We start from the raw sequence: 16,835 nt of genomic DNA on the forward strand, positions 1-16,835 counted from the left end.
CACGATAGATCACGCGGTATGGGTCCTGGCTTTCGCCAGGACGACGATGTGGAGGCATTGTGCACGCTGCCTCCACACCGTTACTGCCCTACACCTTCCCGTCCACCATTACCTCGATCAGCTTCGTCCCCGGCCGGCCAAACGCCGACGACAGCGTCGCCTTCAGCTCGCTTGGGTCGCTGATCTTGATCGCCTCGCACCCCAATGCCTTCGCGATCCCGGCGAAATCGACCGGCGGATCGACAAAATCCATGCCGACATAATTGTCGTCGCCATGGAAGGCGAGCAGGCGCTGCTTGATGATGCGATAGCCGCCATTGTTGGCGATGACGACGTTGAGCGGCAGCTTGTGATGTGCCGCCGTCCACAGCGACTGGATCGAATACATCGCGCTGCCGTCGCCGGAGAAGCACACCACGGGACGATCCGGATTGGCGATGCTGACGCCGACCGAGGCCGGCAGGCCCCAGCCGATGCCGCCGGATGCGAGCCCATGATAGCCGAAGCGATCGCGGTGCGGATGCAGGTTCGTGATCTGGCGGCTGGAGGTGAGGCCTTCGTCGACGAGGATGGCGTTGCCGGGCATGGCCTCTGTCATTTGCAGCACCAGATAGTCCGGATCGATGGGGTTGCGGCCCGCACTCTTGCCGATCTGCTCCACCAGCGCGGCGCGGCGCGCGCTCCAGTTCTTCGGCGCAAGCTCGGCGAGACGCTGCCTGGCGCGTTGCGCCAGTGCCGCGCCGCCCATCTCCTTCAGCACCGGGATCAGCGCGCGCAGCGTTTCCTTGACGTCCGCCTTCAGCGCAATCTCCGCGCCAAAATTCTTGGCGATCTCCCAGTCGACGAGGCCGACCTGGAGAATTGGCAATCCATCCGGCAGCGGATCGACCTCGCTATAGACCGACATCCGCAGCGGATCGCCGCCGAGCGCGATCAGGAGGTCGTAGGGCGCGAGCGTGTCGCGCGCGACCTTCTGCACCCGCGCCAACGTGCCGACGAAGCTCGGGCTCTCCGAGAGGAAGTGCGAGCCATAGGGCGTCGAGGACTGATAGGCGGCAGCGCCGAGCAGCTCGGCGAGCTCGGCCGCCTCCTTCAGCGCGTCGCTCTTGACCACCTCGTCCATGGTGACGATGACAGGACGTTCGGCCTTGAGCAGCCGCGCGGCAAAGGCCTTCAGCGCCTCGTCCGACGGTTTGGTGCGCGCGTCGATGCGGGTGGAGCGGCCAAGATCGATGCCGGCTTCGCTGTTGAGGATGTCACCGGGCAGCGAGATGAACACCGGCCCGGTCGGCGGCGTCATCGCGACCTTGGCAGCGCGGCGCACGATGCGCGGCAGATCCTCCAGCCGCGTCACCTCGACCGCCCATTTCACCAGCGGTTCGGCCATGCGCACCAGCGGGCCGTACAGCACCGGCTCCATCAGGCCGTGGCCCTGCTCCTGCTGGCCCGCGGTCAAAATCATCGGCGTGCCCGTGAACTGGGCGTTGTAGAGCGAGCCCATGGCGTTGCCGAGGCCGGGCGCGACATGGACGTTGCAGGCGACGAGCTTTCCGGAGGCGCGGCTGTAGCCGTCGGCGATCGCGACCACCAGGCTCTCCTGCATTGCCATCACATAGGTGAGATCAGGGTGGTCCTTCAGCGCATGCATGATCGGCAGCTCGGTGGTGCCGGGGTTGCCGAACAGATGGGTGATGCCCTCGTCCTTGAGCAGCGCGAGAAAAGCGGAACGGCCGGTGATCTTGTTCTTCATGTTTCCTCCAGAAGCGGGCGTTGCCGCAAGGACGGAGGCATGATGGCCGAACTTGGCCGAGGCACGCAAGGAAGCGCCGTCATGGCAGACTTGCGCCGACGCGCGCAAGCTGGAAACATGCTCGGGCGTAAACCTGCACGGGGAGACGCGATGGCCTATGACGAGAACACCGCGGCGCGGGTGCGCAAATTACTGGCGGGTCAGCGATATGTCGCGGAAAAGAAGATGATGGGCGGCCTCTGCTTCATGGTGAACAACACCATGTGCTGCACCGTAAGCGGGCGCGGCGGCATGCTGATCCGCGTCGGCCCGGAAGCGCATGCACGCATGCTGCAGGAGCCGCATACGAGCCCGATGGAAATGCGCGGGCGCATCATGACCGGCTTTGTCCGCGTCGCGCCGGACGGCTATCAGGGCGATGCCGAGCTGAAAAAATGGGTCAAGCGCGGGCTCGACTTCGTGGCGGCGAATAACGCGGGACGCAAAGCGGCGCCGCGGAAGGCTGTTTCGGCGAAGACTGAGGTCGCCGCCAAGGCTAAAGCACCTCCTCGCGGCCGAGCTCGAAAGGGTCTTCGCCGCTAGCGCGCTTCTTCTTTTTCGAGCGCTGCCAGACCACACCGGGAAAGCCCTTCAACGGCACCAGCGGCTCGCCGGTATAGGCCCATTCCTGGAGCTCTTCGATCGCGATGTGATAGAGCGGCTGGCGGCCGGTGCGCTCCCTAAACAGCGCGCGGGGGATGTTGACCATGTGGGGCCCGCGCGGCCGCTCGTAGGCGATCGGCGTGCCGCAATGCGAGCAGAAGCTGCGCGCGGTCCTGGTGGCCTTGTCCTCGTAGCGCGTGAGGGCAGTCTTGCCGGAGGTGATGCGAAAGCGCTTCTTCCAGCTCCCGACATAGGTCGCGTAAGCCGCGCCATGGGCGCGGCGACTACTGGCGGAATGATCGTGCCAGGCCCAGCGCGCGGGAACGTCGATCTCGAAGGTGACCTTGCCGCAGAGGCATTGACCGGTGGCGGTTCCTGCGGCGGCTGCGGCTTTGGCCATCGTCTCTCTCCGTCGTCGTTGCAGAGGCGACAATACACGATCGTCATTCCGGGGCGCGACGAAGTCGCGAGCCCGGAATCCATCGGGCTGCGTACTCAGAGGCGGCATGGATTCCGGGCTCGACGCTCCCGGGCCGCGCTTCGCGCGGTCCCGAGCGTTGCCCCGGAATGACTGAGGGAGACTACGCCGGTGTCAGCTCGTCATACGCCGGATAATCCGTATACCCCTTCTCCTCGCCGCCGTAGAACGTGGCCCGATTGTAAGGCGTGATCGGATAATCGTGCCGAAGGCGCCGCGGCAAATCGGGGTTGGAGATGAAGATACGGCCGAAGGCGATGATGTCGGCATGGCCGTCGGCGATCGCCGCATTCGCGGTCTCGCCGGTAAACCCGCCGGCCGTCATCAGCACGCCGCTGTAGAGTGGGCGGAACAGCACCATCGCCGACGGTACATTCTCCCAGTGGACGTCGGCGCGCCCGGCGCCGCTGGAGCGCGGCTCGATGAAGTGAAGATAGGCAAGACCGAGCTTGTCGAGCGCCTTCACGACATGGGTGTAGAGCGGCATCGGATCGGGCTCGCCGGAATCGTTGGCGATACCGTGCGGCGACAGCCGCACGGCGACGCGGTTGGCACCCCAGACGTCGATCGCGGCCTGCGTGACATCGAGCAGAAGCCGCGCGCGATTCTCTATTCCGCCGCCATATTGATCGGTGCGCTGGTTGCTGCGCGATTGCAGGAACTGCTCGAGCAGATAGCCGTTGGCGCCGTGGATCTCGACGCCGTCAAAGCCGGCAGCGAGCGCATTCTTCGCGCCCTGCCGGAACGCCTCGACGATGCCCTTGACCTCGTCCGTCTCCAGCGCGCGCGGCGTCTCGTAGTCGGCGATCTTGCCTTCGGCCGTCATCGCCTTCATGCCTTCGGCCTTGATCGCAATCGCCGAGGCCGAGACCGGCAGCTCACCGCCATGGAAGGACGAATGCGAGACGCGGCCGACATGCCAGAGCTGGAGGAAGATGATGCCGCCCTTGGCATGCACGGCATCCGTCACCTTGCGCCAGCCGGCGATCTGCGCCTCCGAATAGATGCCGGGCGTCGCCGGATTGCCGCGGCCGTGCGAGAGCACCGGCGAGGCTTCGGCGATGAGCAAGCCGCCCGGCGTCGCGCGCTGGCCGTAATATTCGGCATTGAGCGGCCGGGGCGAAAAGCTGTCGCGCTCGGCGCGCATGCGCGTCAGCGGCGCCATCGCGACGCGATGCGCCAGCTCGTACGGACCGACCTGCAACGGTTTGAACAACGCCGGAAATTTCATGCTGGCCCCAAAGTGGCTATGGAAGGATGCGGAACATATAAGAGGAAGAGACGGCCTGAAAAGACGGTGCCCGGTCTCCCTCTCCCCGTTCTTACGGGGAGAGGGTTGGGGTGAGGGGCCGCCTCCACGAAAATGGTGAGAGCTGGACTCGCGGAAACGCCCCCTCACCCGGAATCCGCGCTACCCGCGCATTCCGGCCTCTCCCCGCAAGCGGGGAGAGGCAAAGTGGCGCCGCGAACGCGGGAACCACGCTACGCCGTCTTGATCCAGACGGCCTTCACGTTGAGATACTCCTCGACGTGCTGCTTGCCGGACTCGCGGCCGTAACCGCTCATCTTGTAGCCGCCGAAGGGCACGGCCGGATCCATCGCCTGGTAGCAGTTCACCCACACCGAGCCGGCACGCAGGCTCTTCGCGACCGCATGCGCCTTGCTGACGTCGCGCGTCCACAGGCCCGAGCCGAGGCCGAACGTGGTGTTGTTGGCGCGCTTGACCAGTTCGTCCATGTCCTTGAACGCGATGGCGGAGATGACGGGGCCAAAAATCTCCTCCTGCGCGATGCGCATATTGTCCTGGACGCCCGCGAACACGGTCGGCGAGACGAAGAAACCCTTCGACAGCGCGCCTTCGGTGACGCGGCCGCCGCCGGCGAGCGCCCGCGCGCCTTCCTTCTGGCCGATATCGAGATAGCCGGTGACGCGCTCGAGCTGCTGCTCGGAGACCAGCGGGCCGATCTGCACGTTGGGATCGAGACCATTGCCGACTTGCAGCTTCTTGCCGAACTCGGCGACGCGGCCGACGAACTCCTCGTAGATCGACTGCTCGACGAACAGGCGCGTACCGGCGCTACAGATCTGGCCAGAGTTGGCAAACACCGCCATCGCGGCGCCGGGCACGGCGGCATCGAGATCGGCGTCCGCGAACACGATGTCCGGCGACTTGCCGCCAAGCTCGAGCGAGACGCGCTTGAGGTTGCCGGCCGAGGCGCGGATGATCGACTGTCCCGTGACGTGCGAGCCGGTGAAGGCGACCTTGTCGACGTCAGGGTGCGCGGCGAGCGCAGCGCCCGCGGTCTCGCCATAGCCGGGCACGACGTTGACGACGCCGGGCGGAATGCCTGCCTCCATCGCCAGCTCGGCGATGCGCAACGAGGTCAGCGGCGCCTCTTCGGCGGGCTTGAGCACCACGGTGCAGCCGGTGGCGATCGCCGGGCCGATCTTCCAGATCGTCGCGGTGAGCGGGCCGTTCCAGGGGATGATGGCGCCGACGACGCCGATCGGCTCCTTCAGCGTGTAGGAGAAGATTTCGCCCGGCAGCGAGTTCTCGATGGTCTCGCCATGGATCGCGGTGGTCTGACCGGCGTAATAGCGCAGCATGCCGACGGCGCGGAGGCGATAGGCACGGGTGCGGCTGAGCGGCGCGCCCATGTCGAGCGTGTCGAGCTGCGACAATTCGTCGAAATTCTTCTCGACGAGATCGGCAAGCCTCAGCAGCAGGTTCTGCCGCTCGAACGGCTTGACCTTGCTCCAGGGTCCTTCGAAGGCGCGGCGGGCGGCGGCAACGGCGCGGTCGATGTCTTCCTTGTCACCCTCGGCAACGGTTGCGAGCAGTTCGCCGGTCGCGGGATTGTGGGTCTCGAAGCGCTTGCCGGAGGCGGCATCGACCCATTTCCCGTCGATCAGCATCTGCTTGTAGGACCCATTGGCGAACGGGTGGCGCGTGATCGGAATAGCCTGCGACACAGCCATGGCTGCACTCCCTGTCAGGTGATTGATTGGGTTCGATCTCGGCGGGATCGTTGGGCGAGAAAGGATACAGCGGTGCCGGAAAGGCGTAAAGGCGGCGAGGAACGAAGACCTCCCATGCCGACTTGTGCAGGGTCGCGCGAACGCCATGTTATAGCTCGACCGAACTTGACGCCGCTCCCCGGAGAATGAGCCATGTCGCATCCTGTCATCGCCAAGGGCAATGTCGCCGTGATCACCGGGGGCGCATCCGGCATCGGCCTCGCCGCCGCCATCGCCTTCGCGCGCGCGGGAATGAAGGTGTGCATCGCCGACGTCGACCAGGCGCGACTGCAGGAGGCCGCAACAAGACTGTCATCCGTCACCGCCGCCACACATGTGATGACATTCGTCGTCGATGTCAGCCGCGCCGAGAGCGTGAAGGAACTGGAACACGCCGTCGGCGCGCATTTCGGCGGTACCGATATCCTCATGAACAATGCGGGCATCCAGCCCGGCAGCACGCTGCTCGGCGAGCCCGATAACTGGCAGCGCATCATCGCCGTCAACATGTGGGGCATCATCAACGGCTCGCGCATCTTCGCGCCCAACATGATCGCGCGCGGCAAGGCCGGCCTGATCATCAACACCGGCTCGAAGCAGGGCATCACCACGCCGCCCGGAGATCCCGCCTACAATGTCTCGAAGGCCGGCGTGAAGGCTTTTACGGAAGCGCTCCAGCATGAGCTGCGCAACACGGAAGGCTGCCACATCACGGCGCATCTGCTCGTTCCCGGCTTCGTCTTCACGGGGCTGACCGCGAAGGGCCGCACCGAGAAGCCGGCGGGAGCCTGGACGCCCGAGCAGACCGTCGAATTCATGATCACCCGGCTCGAGGCCGGCGATTTCTACATCCTGTGCCCGGACAACGACGTGCCCCGCGCCCTCGACGAAAAGCGCATGCTCTGGGCCGCCGGCGATATCGTCGAGAACCGGCCCCCGCTGTCGCGCTGGCACCCGGACTATGCGGACGCGTTCGCGAAGTTCGTGAAGGGGGGCTAGGCGCGCTCTCTCGCTCCCTCTCCTCGTTCCTACGGGGAGAGGGTGGGGTGAGGGGCTGCTTACGCACACTGCGGTCTGAACTATTGAAGGGATTTCGCAAGGGGGGGCCGTGGAGTCGGAGAGACTTTTGTCGCTGCGACTCAGTGCCATGCCCCTCACCCGGATCGCGTCGGGCGATGCTTCGCATCGCCGAGGGCGATCCGACCTCTCCCCGCAGAAGGAAAGGGAGAGGTTAAGAAGCCTACAGCGTCTCTTGCTGATGCCCGCAATTCTTGCAGGCGAACTTGACGCGGCTCTGGCCCTTTGGCGCCTGCACCCGGTTCGGGGCGCCGCACTTGCCGCAGACCGCCTCGATCCGGGTATCGCCCTGCTTGATGACGATGGTCTTCTTTTCCATCGATTCGCGGATCAGGCGCTCGGCCTCCTCTCGCAGGGATTGTTTGGACAAAGCTCATCTCCGCCATGAATGCGGGCGAGGCTTATCGCACCTGCGTCGGAATCACAATCCGTGATGGTGATCGCGGCGTTATCAACATGTCATTCCGGGATGGTCCGCAGGACCAGACCTCAGGTGCGCACTTGCGCACCGGGGAATCTCGAGATTCCGGGTTCATTCGCTGTGCAAATGCCCCGGAATGACGGTGTATGACTTCAGACCTCGACAATCACATAGCTGTCCTCGACATGCACCGGAAACGTTTCGGCAACATACGGGCCCTTCTGCAATTCGTCGCCCCGCTCCACCGCGACCGGATATGACCTGATCCTGACGCGTTTCGGATCGAACCAGGACTGGCCGCTGCGCATGTCGAACTCCCAGCCGTGCCAGGGACAGCGCAGCATCTCGCCGACGCGAGAGCGCTGATAGATGCCCGGCTCGGGCGAGGTCAGCCGCGCCACGCAGGCGGCCTTGTCGAGCGGCGCGCCCTCATGCGGGCAGCGGTTCAGAAGCGCAAAGAACTCGCCGTTGACGTGGAACACGACGATGTCGCGGCCCGCGACGTCGACGACCTTGTTGCCGCCAGGCGGGATCTCGGAGGTGCGGGCGACAATGTGACGGGCCATGCTGGTTTCAGAACTTGTAGACCGCGCGGGCATTGGTGCTGAAGATCTTCTTCCGCTCAGCCTCGGTCAGCGGCGTCTTGAAGGCGAAGCGCGGATCGTCGAAGTCCCAATGCGGATAGTCCGACGAGAACAGCAGACGGTCGATGCCGACCCATTCGATCAGCGCGCGCAGGTGCCGGGCCTCGTCCGGCTCGTCGATCGGCTGGGTCGTGAACCAGAAGTGCTCGCGGACGTATTCCGAGGGCCTGCGCTTGAGGTGTGGCACCTCGCTGCGGAACCGCTCGAAATGCTGGTCCATGCGCCACACCGCTGACGGAATCCAGCCAAAGCCGCCCTCGATGAAGACGATCTTCAGCTTTGGAAAGCGCTCCGGCACGCCCTCGATGACGAGGCTCGCAAGCTGCGCGGCAATGGTGTGCGCGTTCGACTGATGCTCCTCGACATAATAGGACGGCCAGCCGCCGCCGGTCGGCGCGTGGCCGCCATAGCCGCCGACATGGATGCCGAGCGGCAAGTCCAGTGCCTGCGCGCGCTCGTAGATCGGCCAGTAGCGGCGGCGGCCGAGCGGCTCGTTGGCGCGCGGCGAGACGTTGATCTGGATGTATTCCCCGACCTTGGCGCAGCGCTCGATCTCGGCAATGGCTAGCTCGTTGCCGTCCTGCCCGACCAGGATCGACGCCTTCAGGCGCGGATCCCGATGCGACCAGAACGCCAGCTGCCAGTCGTTGATGGCGCGCTGGATCGCGGCGCCGAACTCCAGGTTCTGCTGCGAGAAGATGAAGAGATCGAGCACCTGGAGAATGCCGAATTCGACGTCGAGCGGATCGAGATGCTGCTTGCGCATGAAATCAAGATCGGAACCGGGCGGCCCCCCGGTCGGCGGCCAGGCATCGCGCCGCGCGATCAGCGGCGAGGACCGCGGATAGGGCGTGGTGAACAGATACGGCGTGCGCAGATGGCTGCCGTATTCCTTCAAGTGCTGCTGCCAGCGCTTCGGCAGGAATTCGTTCAGATCGTCGGTCGAGCGAAGACTCGGATGGACGTCGCAATCGACGATGCGCAGCCGCGATGCGGCGGGCTTCTCGTCGTCGCGCAACGGACGGTCGATGACCTCACTCATGCGAACCTCCAAAATCAGTTGGCGAGCGACAATCGCGGAAACGTCTCCAGCGGGTTGTCGACGCACATCTTCGCGATGATGCTCTTCGGTAGATTCGGCGGGATTGGATCGTCGCCGTCGAACTGCCAATGCGGGTAGTCGGACGCGAACAGGAACATTTTTTCGGAACCGATCTGGTCGATGATCTCCTCGACGCTTTTCGCGTCGCTAGGTGCATCGAACGGCTGCATGGTGACGCGAAAATTGTCGCGGATGATCGATGCCGGCTCGCGCTCGACCCAGGGAACCTCGACGCGCACGCCGCGCCAGGTCTTGTTGGCCCGCCACATGAAGGCCGGCAGCCAGCTTACGCCCGACTCCATCAGCACGACCTTCAAGTTTGGGTATTTGCCGAACACCCCCTCATAGATCAGGCTGAGGATCTGCGCCTGAAACGCCTGGGCCTCGACGAAGTAATATTCATAACGATGCGACGGCCAGCCGGCCGAGCTCGGCGCCTGGCGATATTGCGTGCCGGCGTGGATCGCGAGCGGCAGCTTGTACTTTTCTGCGAGCTGATAGACGGGCCAGAAATGTCGCCGTCCCAGTAGCGTCTCGCCCTGCGCCAGCACCAGGATGGAGACGAAGCGATTGTCGCCGGCGCGGCGCTCGATCTCCTCGATCGCGAGATCCGGCGCCTGCATCGGCACCACGATGGAGGCGCGCAGGCGGGAATCGCGCGCAAGCCATTCGGCGGCGATCCAGTCGTTGATGGCCTTGCAGAAGTCGGCCGCCATGTAGGCGTCGAAGACGGCCTGCGCGCCGTAGAGCACGTTGAGGATGGCGTGGCTCGCACCCAATTGGTCGAACGCGCCCTTCTGCACCATGGCGAGATCGGAGCCGGGCTTGGCGCCGTTGGCCGGCCGCCAGTCGGCGCGGCCCGAAAGGGGCATGCTCGGTGGATAGGAGGTGAGATCGAGCCCATCGATGGCGCGGCTCACCACCTGCTCTTTCCAGTGATCGCTGAGATAGGGAAGCAGCGTCGTGCGCGTGCCACCAACGGCCGGGTGGATGTCGCAGTCGATCCGCGTCGCCGCCATTGGGGGTTCCTCGGAGTTTCCTCGCGCAGTCTTTATTGGCGGCGTTCTTCGCGCCGCCCGGGCAGAGTGCGCCGGCCGGCGCCGCCACGCAAGGGCGCGCGCCCGCGCGATCCGTCATGGCTCGGTTGCATTTCGCGGGCGCGATATGTGGATCAGCCGCGCGGTGGATGCTCTGGCACCCACCGCGTCAGATTGCAAACCTTTGCGCACTTCTCTCCTCAAGCGGCCTTGGAAACCTCCATCAAGAGGCGCTCGGCCTTGGCATCCTCGATGCGGTTCATCAGCCGGCTGCTCTCGTGATTGTCGCGCACGGTCTTGGTCAGCGTGACGCAGGTCTGGAGCAGCATCGCGACGCCCATGGTGAGATAGCCCTTCATCCAGAGGTCGATCGGCAGGAAGAAGATGCCGATTGCGACGAGGAAGGCGGAAGCCGCGAAGGACACGTAAGTGAAGGTCACCCAGGCGCTGCTGTGGGGCTGGCCGTTCTGGTTCATGGTCGTCTCCTGTTGGTTCGAATGATGATGGGATCTGAGTTCAGGCAGTCGGCTGGTGCTTGGACTTCAACCGCGCCAGCACGTCGTCCGCGGTCGTCTTCAGCCGGGGGCCGAAGCCCTGCTCGGCGAGTCGTTCGGCGGTCGTTAGCGGACCGGTGGCCGCATCGAGCTCAAACAGCGCGTCATCGGCGGCCTGGGCTTCCATCTGGCGCTCGCGCAGGCGCCTCAAGGTGCTCTCCGCTTCCGGCAGTGTGGATTCGTAAGGACGTGCGGCCTCGATGCCGCTGCGGCGAAGCGAGCGCACCGCTTCCGAGGCACGGGCGAGGCGACGGCCGCGATCGAGCTCGGTGATGCGGGCCTGGGCGCTTGCAACGTGCCGCTTCAGCCTGATGATCTCGGTCGCGAACAGCGCGCGGGCCGTCATCGCCGCATCGCGGTCGGCTTCGAGGCCCGCGATGGCTTCGGCGGCCTCCTTGGCGAGATCCTCGCGGCCGCCATCGAGCGCCGCCACCGCGCGGGTCTCGAGATCGGCGATGCGGGCGAGGGTCGCCTCGAGCTTGCGGCCTTCCTGCTGGTCCTGCGCGATCGCCAGCGCCAGCGTCCGCTTGCTGCGCTCCACCGCGGCAGCGGCATCGCGCATCTGCTGATCGAGGATCAGCAGGGCTGTACGGTCCTCCAGCTCCTCGCCTGCGGCGGCCACGCTGCCGCGGAAAAGTGTCACGACGGTCTTGAACATCTGCAGCTCCCTGTTTATGAGCGTTGCTCACAAATGCTTTGTAGCAGGAATATTGAACATCGTTCAATAAATATTTGAGCGACGCTCAAGAATTTGACTCCAGATGACTAAGGCCTTGGAACGTCGAGCGAAACTTCGGACCGACCTGATCCAGGCGGCCGAGCGGATGATCGCTGAGCGGGGGTTGGCGGGTCTGAAAACCCGCGATTTGGCCCGCGAGATCGGCTGCGCCAATGGCGCGGTCTACAATCTCGTCGCCGACGTGGACGAACTCGTCCTGCGGGTCGGCTCGCGCACGCTGCATCGCCTCGATGAGGCGCTCAGCGCGGCGGAACGCGCCGGGGAGCCCTCGCCCCAGGAAACGCTGGTCCGCATCGCCATTGCCTATTGCGACTTCGCCGCCGAAAACCTCGAACTCTGGCGCGCGCTGTTCGAGCACCGCATGGCCGCCGACAAGATCCTCCCCGACTGGTCCGTCGACGATCAGCTGCAGCTGTTCCGCCACATCTACCACCCGCTGGCGCTGCTGCTTCCCAAGCGCAGTCAGGAAGAGCTCGGCATCACCGCGCGCAGCCTGTTCTCGGCCGTGCATGGCATGGTGGCGCTGGGACTGGAGCAGAAACTGGTCGCCGTTCCCCTGCCGGCGCTGCGCAAGGAGATCGCAAACCTCGTGCGCGCGATGATCGACGGGCTGATCGCGCGGGCGGAGTAAAAAGATCGGCGGCGGCTGACTAAAATTTCGCCTGTCGCATCGCGAGTGGTGCGCTTAGCCTTCGGGCCGTCCCCTCACCTCTATCCGGAGTCTCTCATGCCCCTCCTCATCCGCGGCGGCACCGTCGTCAATCACGATCATTCGCGCCGTGCGGACGTGCTCATCGACGGCGAGACCATCGTGGCGGTGGGCCCGTCGCTCGAGGCGCCCACAGGCACCGAGGTCATCGATGCCGGCGGCGCCTACGTCATTCCGGGCGGGATCGATCCGCATACCCATCTCGAAATGCCGTTCATGGGCACCGTCACCGCCGACGATTTCGAATCGGGAACCAAGGCGGCACTGAGCGGCGGCACCACCATGGTGGTGGATTTCTGCCTGCCCGATCCCGGCCAGTCGATGCTCGCGGCCTATCAGGAGTGGCGGCACAAATCCGAGAAGGCCGCCAGCGACTACGGCTTCCACATGGCGGTGACGTCGTGGTCGAAGCAGATTTTTGACGAGATGGAGACCGTGGTCAAAACCTACGGCATCAACACCTTCAAGCATTTCATGGCCTACAAGGGCGCGCTGATGGTGAATGATGACGAGCTCTACAACTCGTTCGCGCGCTGCGCCCATCTCGGCGCGATGCCTGTTGTCCATGCGGAGAACGGCGACGTCGTCGCCCTGATGCAGGAGGCGCTGATCGCGCGCGGCGTCACCGGCCCCGAGGGCCACGCTTATTCGCGGCCGCCGGAGGTCGAGGGCGAAGCCACCAACCGCGCCATCATGATCGCGGACATGACGGGCACGCCGGTCTACATCGTGCACACCAGCTGCCGCGAGGCGCATGAGGCGATCGCGCGGGCGCGCGCAGCGGGAAAGCGCGTCTATGGCGAGCCGCTGATCCAGCATCTGCTGCTCGATGCCCGTGAGTACCAGCACAAGGACTGGGATCATTCCGCCCAGCGCGTGATGTCGCCACCGTTCCGCGACAAACAGCATCAGGACAGCCTATGGGCCGGCCTGCAATCCGGCTCGCTCCAGGTGGTCGCGACCGACCATTGCGCCTTCACCACGGAGCAGAAGCGGTTCGGGCTCGGCGATTTCAGGAAGATCCCGAACGGCACCGGCGGCCTCGAAGACCGCCTCGCGTTGTTGTGGACCGCGGGCGTCGCCACGGGGCGGCTGACAAAGGAGGAGTTCGTCGCGGTGACCTCGGCAAACATCGCCCGCATCCTCAACATCTACCCGCGCAAGGGTGCGGTCGCGGTCGGCTCGGATGCCGATATCGTGGTGTGGGACCCCAAGGCGACAAAGAGCATCAGCGCGAAGCGGCAGATGAGCCGGATCGACTACAATGTGTTCGAAGGCTTTGCCTGCACCGGCGGACCGGCGGCGACGCTCTCGCGCGGCCGCGTCGTCTGGACGGATGGCGATCTGCGCGCCGAGGCAGGCGATGGCCGCTACATCGAACGCCCCGCCTTCTCGCCCGTGCATGTGGCGAATTCGACCTGGAAAGAGCTGACCGCCCCGCGCGCAGTCGCACGCGGAGCGGTGACGCCTTGAGAACGCGATCCACGCGGGATGCGACGCCATGAAGCGCGGTTGATGGCACGCGCTTTGCCTCTTTATGTCGCAACTTTCTCTCAAGGAGGCCGCGATGAGCGCATCATCTTCCGACATGAACCGTCGCAGCGTCGTGCTCGGTGGCCTCGGTATCGCCGGAATGACGGCCGTCGCGCCTCCCTTCGCCCGGGCGCAGGGACGCAGCGAGACGCTGCTGGTGGTGCAGGAGCTGGGGCCGAACTCGCTGGACATGCAGGGCGTCGGCTCCAACCAGACCGTGAACGGCCTGTCCTGGAATTGCTACGATCGCCTGCTGACCTACGCCTCCAAGACGCTGCCCGATGGGACCGTGTCCTATGATCGCGAGAAGCTCGCGCCTGAACTCGCCGAGAGCTGGGAGGTCGCGGCCGACGGCATGTCCTGCACCTTTCGCTTGCGGAAGGATGCGAAATTCCACGACGGCGCGCCGGTCACGGCCAGGGACGTCAAATGGTCGTTCGACCGCGCCGTGAAGGTCGGCGGCTTTCCGACCTTCCAGATGTCGGCGGGATCGCTGGAAAAGCCCGAGCAGTTCGTCGTGGTCGACGACCACACCTTCCGCATCGATTATGTGCGCAAGGACAAGATGCTGCTGTTCAACGTCGCGGTGGTCGTGCCCTTCATCATCAATTCCGAGCTCGCCAAGAAGAACGCAACGCCCGAGGATCCGTGGGCGCTGGCCTGGCTGAAGACCAACGAGGCCGGCGGCGGCGCCTACAGGATCGAGAGCTGGAAGCCCGGCAGCGAGACCGTGCTGGCGCGCTTTGACGACTGGAAGAGCGGACCGCTGCCGAAGGTCAAGCGCGTGATCGCGCGCGACGTCCCCTCCGCAGGCACGCGGCGCGCGATGCTGGAGCGGGGCGATGCGGATATCTCCAGCGGCTTTGCGCCGCGCGATTTCGAGCAGATCATCAAGGAGGGCAAGGTCAAGGTCTCGGGCGTGCCGATCCCGAACGCGCTCTGGTACGTCGCGCTGAACACGGCAAAGCCGCCGTTCGACAATGCCAAGCTGCGCCAGGCCGTCGCCTGGGCGATGCCTTACGAGCAGATCCAGAGCAGCGCCTTCTTCGGACGCGCCGTTCCGATGTATGGCGGCGCGGCCGACGTCTCAAAGCCGGTCTGGCCGCAGCCGTTTCCCTATGTCACCGATCTCGACAAGGCCAAGGCCCTGATGAAAGAGGCAGGGTTCGAGTCCGGACTGGAAACGACGCTGTCGCTCGACACCGGTACGGCGACCGTCGGCGAGCCGACCGCGATCCTGATCCAGGAGAGCCTCGCCAAGATCGGCATCAAGGCAGGAATCGAGAAAATCCCCGGCGCGAACTGGCGCACGACGCTGAACAAGAAGGAGCTGCCGCTCGCGCTCAACCGCTTCAGCGGCTGGCTGGATTATCCCGAATATTACTTCTACTGGAATTTTCACGGCAACAATTCGATCTTCAACATCTCCTCCTACCAGAACAAGGAGATGGACGCGCTGATCGACAAGGCACGCTTCACCGCGGATGCGGCAGAATACGACAGGTGCGTAAAGGATTTCATCGCGCTCTGCATGCGCGACGTTCCCGTCATCCCGCTCAACCAGCCGATCCACGACGTCGCCATGCAGAAGGCCGTCACCGGCTACGAGTTCTGGTTTCACCGCGAGCCGGACTACCGTCAGTTCGCGAAGGGCTAGTGCCGATCGACGACGCGGACGAGGCCTGAGGCGTCTCGCGCCTGCCCGGTCGGAAAGCTTCGCGCGAGTCGCGTCTCGCTCGCGTGGAGCATCACCGCGTCGAGCTTGCCCTGCCGCGATCCGTTCAGCGCGCAGGCGAAGACACGATAGAACTGCGCGCCGTCATAGGCGACCAGCAGCATATCGACGCCGGCATTGATCGCCTCGACCACTGCTTTGCAGACGTCGTTCTGGTAGATCGCGCCCATCACGAGGTCGTCGGTCATCACCATGCCCTGGTAATTCCATTTGTCGCGGATGATGCCCTGGACGACCCGCTTCGAGTGCGACGCGGCGCGATCTGGATCGACCGCGGTGAGCGTGACGTGGCCGACCATAAGCGCGCTATGCGAATGCGAAAGCACCTCGCGGAACGGCAGCCAGTCGGTTGCCTCCAGCTCCCTCACCGGCGTGTTGAGACTGGCACTGAAATGATGCGTGTCGGTGCGCACGCGCCCGATGCCGGGGAAATGCTTCAGCGTTGCGCCCACGCCGGATTCTTCCAGCCCGCGGACATAGGCGTTTGCGATCGTGCTGACCACGACGGGATCGGTCGCAATCGCGCGCTGGCCGATCAGCGTATGGAAATCGAGGCGGTTGCGCCTCTGCGGCGGCTTGAGGTCGAGCACCGGCGCAAGATTGAGATTGACGCCGACGCCCGCGAGCTCGCGGCCGTGGATGCGGCCGAACTCCTCGGCTTTGGTCTGCTGCTCGTCGGGGGCAAGCGAGGAGAGGGTCGCGAGCGCCGGCACCTTTGTCAACGGCGGCGCGAGATGCCCGACGATCCCGCCTTCCTGGTCCGCGGCGACGACCAGCGGCGGCAGCCCCACAGCGCGCCGCTTGTCCTGGAGCGTAGCGATCTCGGCACGTAGCGCCTCGATGGTCCGCCCCCGGATGTTGTGCCGGGTGACGTAGACGCCGCCGATCAAGCCTTGCTCGGCAAGGCGCGCGACCTCGGGAAAGGAGGAATAGCCGACCATGAAGTGAGGCCCGAGCTGACGCGCCTCATTGGCGCTGGCGGCAAGAACGTCGTGCTTGCGCAGCTCGAACTTCAGATGCGCCACCGACATCAGCAGCGGCGGCAGGCACCAGAGCATGACGAGAAGCTTGCCGGCCATGGTGCGCCACCGCCCTCTGCGAAGCAGAAGCATGACGATCGCGATGCTTGCAACGACAAGCACGATGTTTCCGGCGCCGCGCAGCGGGACCAGATAGGGATCGTTCTTGTTCGCGGCCGCGAACGCGACGATAGGCGCGGCCAGCCAGAGCAGGATGAGACCGATACGGCGGAGGAATTGCATGATGCGTCACACGCTAGAAGTGGCGAATGCTTCGCACCTAACAAAGCGATTTGCGCTGCGCGAGAGGCAAAAGCGCACCTGCACGAAAACTGCAAAAGACTCCTGAAACCGTGCAGACGATGATCCCGCCTTCT

The 16,835-nt window shown here is 64.9% G+C and carries 16 protein-coding genes; 5 read left to right on the forward strand and 11 right to left on the reverse strand.

Annotated features, from left to right (window positions below; genetic code table 11):
• Nucleotides 1-88 precede the first annotated feature (88 nt).
• A complete protein-coding gene (locus BJA_RS38560; protein WP_011090330.1) occupies nucleotides 89-1,750 on the reverse strand; it encodes a thiamine pyrophosphate-binding protein in 1,662 nt (553 codons plus the stop codon).
• Nucleotides 1,751-1,789: 39 nt separating this feature from the next.
• On the opposite strand from BJA_RS38560, the gene BJA_RS38565 reads away from it, so the two are divergent.
• On the forward strand, nucleotides 1,790-2,332 hold the full coding sequence (locus tag BJA_RS38565) for a TfoX/Sxy family protein (protein ID WP_162494161.1): 543 nt from the start codon (nucleotides 1,790-1,792) through the stop codon (nucleotides 2,330-2,332).
• Here BJA_RS38565 and BJA_RS38570 read toward each other — a convergent pair.
• The 3 genes from BJA_RS38570 to BJA_RS38580 form a co-directional block, all read right to left on the reverse strand.
• Entirely contained in the window at nucleotides 2,286-2,792 is a 507-nt protein-coding gene (locus BJA_RS38570) for a GFA family protein (protein ID WP_011090332.1), read from the reverse strand. The two genes, BJA_RS38565 and BJA_RS38570, sit on opposite strands and share 47 nt — an antisense overlap.
• Nucleotides 2,793-2,973: 181 nt before the next feature.
• Complete coding sequence (locus tag BJA_RS38575; protein ID WP_011090333.1) at nucleotides 2,974-4,101, reverse strand: alkene reductase; 1,128 nt, start codon at nucleotides 4,099-4,101, stop codon at nucleotides 2,974-2,976.
• A 251-nt stretch (nucleotides 4,102-4,352) separates the two neighbouring features.
• Nucleotides 4,353-5,849, reverse strand: coding sequence for an aldehyde dehydrogenase family protein (locus tag BJA_RS38580; RefSeq protein WP_038967349.1), 1,497 nt, complete (start codon nucleotides 5,847-5,849; stop codon nucleotides 4,353-4,355).
• 192 nt (nucleotides 5,850-6,041) lie between these two features.
• Here BJA_RS38580 and BJA_RS38585 point away from each other — a divergent pair, with 192 nt between their 5' ends.
• On the forward strand, nucleotides 6,042-6,887 hold the full coding sequence (locus tag BJA_RS38585) for an SDR family NAD(P)-dependent oxidoreductase (protein WP_011090335.1): 846 nt from the start codon (nucleotides 6,042-6,044) through the stop codon (nucleotides 6,885-6,887).
• A gap of 241 nt (nucleotides 6,888-7,128) precedes the next feature.
• Here BJA_RS38585 and BJA_RS38590 read toward each other — a convergent pair whose 3' ends face one another.
• From BJA_RS38590 to BJA_RS38615, 6 genes are all read right to left on the reverse strand, one after another.
• Complete coding sequence (locus tag BJA_RS38590) at nucleotides 7,129-7,335, reverse strand: hypothetical protein (protein WP_038967348.1); 207 nt, start codon at nucleotides 7,333-7,335, stop codon at nucleotides 7,129-7,131.
• A gap of 203 nt (nucleotides 7,336-7,538) precedes the next feature.
• A complete protein-coding gene (locus BJA_RS38595; protein ID WP_038967347.1) occupies nucleotides 7,539-7,952 on the reverse strand; it encodes a Rieske (2Fe-2S) protein in 414 nt (137 codons plus the stop codon).
• Between the two features lie 7 nt (nucleotides 7,953-7,959).
• Nucleotides 7,960-9,072: an amidohydrolase family protein gene (locus BJA_RS38600; RefSeq protein ID WP_038967354.1), complete on the reverse strand. Its 1,113-nt coding sequence runs from the start codon at nucleotides 9,070-9,072 to the stop codon at nucleotides 7,960-7,962.
• Between the two features lie 14 nt (nucleotides 9,073-9,086).
• Nucleotides 9,087-10,151 (reverse strand): amidohydrolase family protein, encoded by a 1,065-nt coding sequence (locus BJA_RS38605; protein ID WP_011090338.1) that lies wholly within the window; start codon nucleotides 10,149-10,151, stop codon nucleotides 9,087-9,089.
• Between the two features lie 218 nt (nucleotides 10,152-10,369).
• Nucleotides 10,370-10,645, reverse strand: coding sequence for a YiaA/YiaB family inner membrane protein (locus tag BJA_RS38610; RefSeq protein WP_011090339.1), 276 nt, complete (start codon nucleotides 10,643-10,645; stop codon nucleotides 10,370-10,372).
• Nucleotides 10,646-10,685: 40 nt separating this feature from the next.
• Nucleotides 10,686-11,381, reverse strand: coding sequence for a PspA/IM30 family protein (locus BJA_RS38615; RefSeq protein WP_011090340.1), 696 nt, complete (start codon nucleotides 11,379-11,381; stop codon nucleotides 10,686-10,688).
• A gap of 103 nt (nucleotides 11,382-11,484) precedes the next feature.
• On the opposite strand from BJA_RS38615, the gene BJA_RS38620 reads away from it, so the two are divergent.
• The 3 genes from BJA_RS38620 (at nucleotide 11,485) to BJA_RS38630 (ending at nucleotide 15,361) form a co-directional block, all read left to right on the forward strand.
• Nucleotides 11,485-12,093, forward strand: a complete 609-nt coding sequence (locus BJA_RS38620; protein ID WP_011090341.1) for a TetR/AcrR family transcriptional regulator — start codon at nucleotides 11,485-11,487, stop codon at nucleotides 12,091-12,093.
• Between the two features lie 96 nt (nucleotides 12,094-12,189).
• Entirely contained in the window at nucleotides 12,190-13,644 is a 1,455-nt protein-coding gene (hydA, locus tag BJA_RS38625; protein WP_011090342.1) for a dihydropyrimidinase, read from the forward strand.
• Nucleotides 13,645-13,738: 94 nt separating this feature from the next.
• Complete coding sequence (locus tag BJA_RS38630; RefSeq protein WP_038967343.1) at nucleotides 13,739-15,361, forward strand: ABC transporter substrate-binding protein; 1,623 nt, start codon at nucleotides 13,739-13,741, stop codon at nucleotides 15,359-15,361.
• Here the strand turns inward: BJA_RS38630 and BJA_RS38635 are convergent.
• Nucleotides 15,358-16,701, reverse strand: coding sequence for a glycoside hydrolase family 3 N-terminal domain-containing protein (locus BJA_RS38635; protein WP_011090344.1), 1,344 nt, complete (start codon nucleotides 16,699-16,701; stop codon nucleotides 15,358-15,360). The two genes, BJA_RS38630 and BJA_RS38635, sit on opposite strands and share 4 nt — an antisense overlap.
• Nucleotides 16,702-16,835 lie beyond the last annotated feature (134 nt).

It is taken from the genome of Bradyrhizobium diazoefficiens USDA 110, from assembly GCF_000011365.1.
GTDB lineage: Bacteria > Pseudomonadota > Alphaproteobacteria > Rhizobiales > Xanthobacteraceae > Bradyrhizobium > Bradyrhizobium diazoefficiens.

Bases quoted from the DNA above. Each gene is read 5' to 3' on its own strand.
- BJA_RS38615 (WP_011090340.1), bottom strand. From the start codon at position 11,381: ATGTTCAAGACCGTCGTGACACTTTTCCGCGGCAGCGTGGCCGCCGCA.
- BJA_RS38595 (WP_038967347.1), bottom strand. From the start codon at position 7,952: ATGGCCCGTCACATTGTCGCCCGCACCTCCGAGATCCCGCCTGGCGGC.
- BJA_RS38560 (WP_011090330.1), bottom strand. From the start codon at position 1,750: ATGAAGAACAAGATCACCGGCCGTTCCGCTTTTCTCGCGCTGCTCAAG.
- BJA_RS38565 (WP_162494161.1), top strand. From the start codon at position 1,790: ATGATGGCCGAACTTGGCCGAGGCACGCAAGGAAGCGCCGTCATGGCA.
- BJA_RS38620 (WP_011090341.1), top strand. From the start codon at position 11,485: ATGACTAAGGCCTTGGAACGTCGAGCGAAACTTCGGACCGACCTGATC.
- BJA_RS38635 (WP_011090344.1), bottom strand. From the start codon at position 16,701: ATGCAATTCCTCCGCCGTATCGGTCTCATCCTGCTCTGGCTGGCCGCG.
- BJA_RS38585 (WP_011090335.1), top strand. From the start codon at position 6,042: ATGTCGCATCCTGTCATCGCCAAGGGCAATGTCGCCGTGATCACCGGG.
- BJA_RS38600 (WP_038967354.1), bottom strand. From the start codon at position 9,072: ATGAGTGAGGTCATCGACCGTCCGTTGCGCGACGACGAGAAGCCCGCC.
- BJA_RS38605 (WP_011090338.1), bottom strand. From the start codon at position 10,151: ATGGCGGCGACGCGGATCGACTGCGACATCCACCCGGCCGTTGGTGGC.
- hydA (WP_011090342.1), top strand. From the start codon at position 12,190: ATGCCCCTCCTCATCCGCGGCGGCACCGTCGTCAATCACGATCATTCG.
- BJA_RS38570 (WP_011090332.1), bottom strand. From the start codon at position 2,792: ATGGCCAAAGCCGCAGCCGCCGCAGGAACCGCCACCGGTCAATGCCTC.
- BJA_RS38630 (WP_038967343.1), top strand. From the start codon at position 13,739: ATGAGCGCATCATCTTCCGACATGAACCGTCGCAGCGTCGTGCTCGGT.
- BJA_RS38575 (WP_011090333.1), bottom strand. From the start codon at position 4,101: ATGAAATTTCCGGCGTTGTTCAAACCGTTGCAGGTCGGTCCGTACGAG.
- BJA_RS38580 (WP_038967349.1), bottom strand. From the start codon at position 5,849: ATGGCTGTGTCGCAGGCTATTCCGATCACGCGCCACCCGTTCGCCAAT.
- BJA_RS38610 (WP_011090339.1), bottom strand. From the start codon at position 10,645: ATGAACCAGAACGGCCAGCCCCACAGCAGCGCCTGGGTGACCTTCACT.